The organism is Pseudomonas sp. Xaverov 83 (assembly GCF_019352905.1).
Lineage (GTDB): Bacteria > Pseudomonadota > Gammaproteobacteria > Pseudomonadales > Pseudomonadaceae > Aquipseudomonas > Aquipseudomonas yamanorum.
This window is the reverse complement of record NZ_JAAAFU010000013.1, coordinates 1-4,399: the sequence shown is the minus strand read 5'-3', so window position 1 is coordinate 4,399 and position 4,399 is coordinate 1. Positions and strand designations below refer to the sequence as shown.

The window sequence follows — 4,399 nt, the reverse complement described above, 5'->3', positions numbered from 1 at the left end:
ACCGCCGACATTCTGCTTGTAAGGCAGACGCTCTCCCAGCTGAGCTAATCACCCTTCACTTTCGGTGTGGGGCGCATTCTATAGCAATTTTTCGTAATGTCATGATTTAAATGCAATTTATTCAAAATATTTTGCCTTAGCCCCTGCGAACCCCGCAAAACCGGCGCTTTGGGCGCAAACGCGAGTCTATTGCGTTTGCACAAGCCTTGGCCCCACAATTAACAATTATTCTCAATAACACCTGGACCGCGCCTTATGTCTGTGGGTGAACCGCCGTTCCAACGGGAGATTACCGAGCTATACAGCGCGCATCACAGCTGGCTGTTCACTTGGTTGCGCCGAAAACTGGGCTGTACCCACAATGCCGCCGACGTGGCGCAGGACACCTTCGCGCGGATTTTGCACGCACGAGAGTCGGTGACCAGTATTCGCGAACCCCGCGCCTATTTGAGCACCACCGCCAGGCGGCTGGTCATCGACCAGGCCCGGCGCAAGCAGATTGAGCACGCCTATCTTCAGGAATTGATGCTGACGGTGGAAACCCTGGAGGGTTTCCAGTCGCCGGAACAGATCCACACCACCCTGGAAGCCCTTGAGCACATCGCTTTCATTCTTGAAGGCATGCACGACAACGTGCGTCAGGCGTTTGTGCTGTATTACCTCGAAGACCTGACCCAGCAGCAAATCGCCCGCCACCTGAAATTGTCGGAGCGTACGGTACGCAAGTATTTGATCCAGGCCCTGCTGCATTGCAGCCACAGCGTGGATATCTGAACCGCGCATGCCCGACTCCCGCCAACAGATCGACGAACAAGCCGCCGAATGGATGATTCGCCTGCACGAAGGCGAATTGAGCGAGGCCCAGCGCCAGGCGTTCGAGCGCTGGAAGCAGCAAGGACCGCAGCACGCAGCCTCAGCGGCGCGCATGGAAGACGTGATTGCGCGGATGCAGGCCCTGCGCGGGCAAAAAGCACCGGCGCGGGCGGCCTTGAGTGCGGCCTTTCCTCGGCAGGGGAAAGCCCGCAAAAATTACGTCCGCGCGTTGGTATTGGCTTGCAGCCTGGCCCTTCCCGCCGCGGCGCTGCTCTACAGCCCTTACCCGCAACAGTGGATGGCCGATGTACACAACGGCCCCGGCGAATGGAAAACCCTGCGCCTGGCGGACGGCTCCACGCTGACCTTGAACGGCATCAGTGCGGCGAACCTGCATTTCGACAGCCGGCAGCGGCGCATCGAATTGCTGCAAGGTGAGATCCTGGTGGAAGTGGCCCACGATGGCGACCGTCCGTTTGTGGTGCAGACGGCCCAGGGCTCCCTGCGTGCGCTGGGTACGCGGTTTGTGGTCAGGCGTGAAGGTGATGTCACCGTACTGAGCATGCTCGAATCCCGCGTTGCCGCCCAAAGCGCGAATGGCCAGCAGACGCTGGAAGTGGACGCAGGCTCGCAGGCTCGGCTCAGCAAGGATGCCGCGCGCCTCTCCGGCAGTATCGATACGGCGAGCATCAATGGGGCCTGGCGCCGCCATCAACTGGTGGTGGATAACCGACCGTTGCCGGAAGTGCTGGATGAGATCGCCCGCCACCGTTCGGGCCGCTTGCAGTTTGATCGAGCCGCACTGGCGAACCTCAAGGTCTCGGCCGTACTTCCCCTGGATGACACCGACCGCACCTTGCAGATGCTGGCTCAAACCCTGCCGATCACGCTGAAAACCTTTACGCCGTGGCTGATGATCGTCAGCCCGGATACCGAGAACAAAAAATAATTATCCAAATTGTTTCCGCTTTGTTTAAAGCTACCCGTCAAGGAAGGTATATCGATAACTAAAGGACTGCCATCGTCATGCCGCTCCCTTCCAAACCCCGCAGACGCCTGCTGAGCAGCGCGCCGCTGACCCTCACACTGCTCGCGACGACGTTGTTGAATATCCACGTGGCACAGGCCGACACGGTAAACGTTGCCGCCCAAGCCTACGACATACCTGCAGGGCCGCTGGGCGCAACACTTAACCAGTTTGCCCAGCAAGCGGGGGTGGCCATTGTGTTCCAGTCCCAGAACCTCCAAGGGCTGAATGGGCCAGGGCTGAAAGGCACTTATAGCGTGGACGCAGGGTTCGACAGGCTGTTACAGGGCAGCGGCTACCGCGTGATCAAAGGTGATCAGGTGTACGCGCTGGAAGCTAACCCCGCGGCTACCGACGCCATGGAACTGGGCCCGACGCAGGTAAGCGCCAACCAGTTGGGCAACGTCACCGAAGGTACTGATTCCTACACCCCAGGCAGCATCGCAACTGCGACGCGGCTGGTGTTGACCCCCAAGGAAACCCCGCAATCGGTGACCGTCGTCACCCGCAAGCACATGGATGACTTCGGCCTGAACAACGTCGACGACGTGATGCGCCATACCCCAGGCATTACCGTGTCGGCCTTCGACACCGATCGCACCAACTACTATGCCCGCGGTTTCTCCATCAACAACTTCCAGTACGACGGCATTCCTTCCACCGCGCGCAACGTCGCCTATTCGGCGGGCAATACCCTGAGCGACATGGCGATCTATGATCGGGTCGAAGTGCTTAAAGGCGCCACGGGCCTGCTGACCGGTGCCGGTTCGCTGGGTGCCACGATCAACCTGGTGCGCAAGAAACCTACGGCTGATTTCCAGGGCCATGCCAGCCTCGGCGCGGGCTCCTGGGATAACTATCGCAGCGAACTGGACGTCAGCGGCCCGATGACCGAAAGCGGCAACGTGCGTGGCCGGGCCGTCGCGGCGTATCAGGACAAGCGCTCGTTCATGGACCGTTACTCGCGCAAAAGCCCGGTGTACTACGGCATCATGGAATTCGACCTGTCCCCCGACACGATGCTGACCGTGGGCGGCGACTATCAGGACAGCCTGCCCACCGCCTCGAGCTGGTCCGGCAGCTTCCCGCTGATCAACGCCAATGGCGACCGCAATAGCGTAAAGCGCTCGTTCAACAACGCGGCCAACTGGAGCAGTTGGGAGCAATACACCCGCACCGCCTTCGCCATGCTCGAGCATGACTTGGGTAATGGCTGGGTCACCAAGTTGCAACTGGATCACAAGATCAACGGCTACCATGCGCTGATGGGCTCGATCCAGGGCGATGAGCCACGGGCAGATGGCACCGCCAAAATCACCTCGGGCAAATACACCGGGGAAACCGTCAGCGATTCCGCCGACTTGTATGCCAGCGGCCCGTTCAGCCTGGGCGGCCGCGAGCATGAACTGGTGCTGGGCGGGTCCATCGGCATTTCGGACTGGAACGGCAAGGGTTACTGGAACCTCACCCCCAACATGGTGGACTTCAATAACTGGCACGGCCACGCCACCCAACCCGATTGGGGCGCGCCGCAGCAATATACCGACGACACCATTCGCCAGACCGGCGCCTACATGACCACGCGCCTGAACCTGGCCGACGACCTGAAGCTGCTGCTCGGTGGCCGCGTGGTCAATTACCACCTGACCGGCAACAACCCGTCCTACCGCGAGACCGGACGCTTCGTACCGTACGTCGGCGTGGTCTACGACCTGGATGACACCTACTCGGTCTATGCCAGCTACACCGATATCTTCATGCCCCAGGAAAACTACAACCGCGACCGGCAAAACCAGTTGCTGGAGCCGGACGAAGGCCAAAACTACGAACTGGGCATGAAGGCTGATTTCTTCGATGGACGCCTGAACGCCAGCGCGGCGTACTTCGAGATCCATGAAAACAACCGCGCCGTTTCCGACGATGACTACAACAACCTGAAACCGACACCACAGAACTACGCCTACAAAGGCACCAAGGCCGTCACCAAGGGCTATGAGCTGGAAGTGTCCGGCGAGTTGAGCCCGGGATGGCAGGTTCAGGCCGGCTACACCCACAAGGTGGTGCGTGACGACCAGGACCAGAAGATTTCAACGTTTGAGCCCGAAGACCAGGTCAAGCTGTACACCACCTATAAACTCAAGGGCGACCTGGACAAGCTGACCGTCGGTGGTGGCGTGCGCTGGCAGAGCGTGGGCTGGCAGGACATCTACAACACTCCCCATGGCGGATATGAAGAGTTTTCCCAGGAGGCATACTGGCTGGTGGACCTGATGACCCGCTACCAGATCACCAAGAACGTGTCGGCGACGCTGAACGTCAATAACATCTTCGACAAGTCCTACTACACCAACATCGGCTTCTATAACTCCGCCGCTTATGGCGAGCCACGTAACTTCATGGTCACCACCCGCTGGGATTTCTAAACCCCATAAAAAACGCCCCCGATCACGGCACATGATCGGGGGCGTTTTTCTGACTGGTGGTTTTGGCAAACCCCAGACAGCAAAAAGCCCGCTCAATGAGCGGGCTTTCCGTGGTACCTGGCGTTCAGCGTTCCAG

At 59.5% G+C, this 4,399-nt stretch carries 3 protein-coding genes; all 3 read left to right on the top strand.

Going from position 1 to position 4,399, the window contains the following annotated elements; all coding sequences use genetic code 11:
- Positions 1 to 255 precede the first annotated feature (255 nt).
- The 3 genes from K0H47_RS06330 to K0H47_RS06320 all read left to right on the top strand — a co-directional run bounded on the left by K0H47_RS06330 (position 256) and on the right by K0H47_RS06320 (position 4,263).
- Positions 256 to 774, top strand: a complete 519-nt coding sequence (locus tag K0H47_RS06330) for a sigma-70 family RNA polymerase sigma factor (RefSeq protein WP_201139676.1) — start codon at positions 256 to 258, stop codon at positions 772 to 774.
- Positions 775 to 781: 7 nt separating this feature from the next.
- A complete protein-coding gene (locus K0H47_RS06325) occupies positions 782 to 1,762 on the top strand; it encodes a FecR family protein (protein ID WP_219272206.1) in 981 nt (326 codons plus the stop codon).
- A 77-nt stretch (positions 1,763 to 1,839) separates the two neighbouring features.
- Positions 1,840 to 4,263 carry a TonB-dependent siderophore receptor gene (locus K0H47_RS06320; protein ID WP_219272205.1) on the top strand — a complete coding sequence of 808 codons (2,424 nt, stop codon included), beginning with the start codon at positions 1,840 to 1,842 and terminating at the stop codon, positions 4,261 to 4,263.
- The last annotated feature ends 136 nt before the right edge of the window (positions 4,264 to 4,399 follow it).

What these genes read in the sequence shown, in the direction of transcription:
- K0H47_RS06330 (WP_201139676.1), top strand. Translation starts at nt 256, where the DNA reads ATGTCTGTGGGTGAACCGCCGTTCCAACGGGAGATTACCGAGCTATAC.
- K0H47_RS06325 (WP_219272206.1), top strand. Translation starts at nt 782, where the DNA reads ATGCCCGACTCCCGCCAACAGATCGACGAACAAGCCGCCGAATGGATG.
- K0H47_RS06320 (WP_219272205.1), top strand. Translation starts at nt 1,840, where the DNA reads ATGCCGCTCCCTTCCAAACCCCGCAGACGCCTGCTGAGCAGCGCGCCG.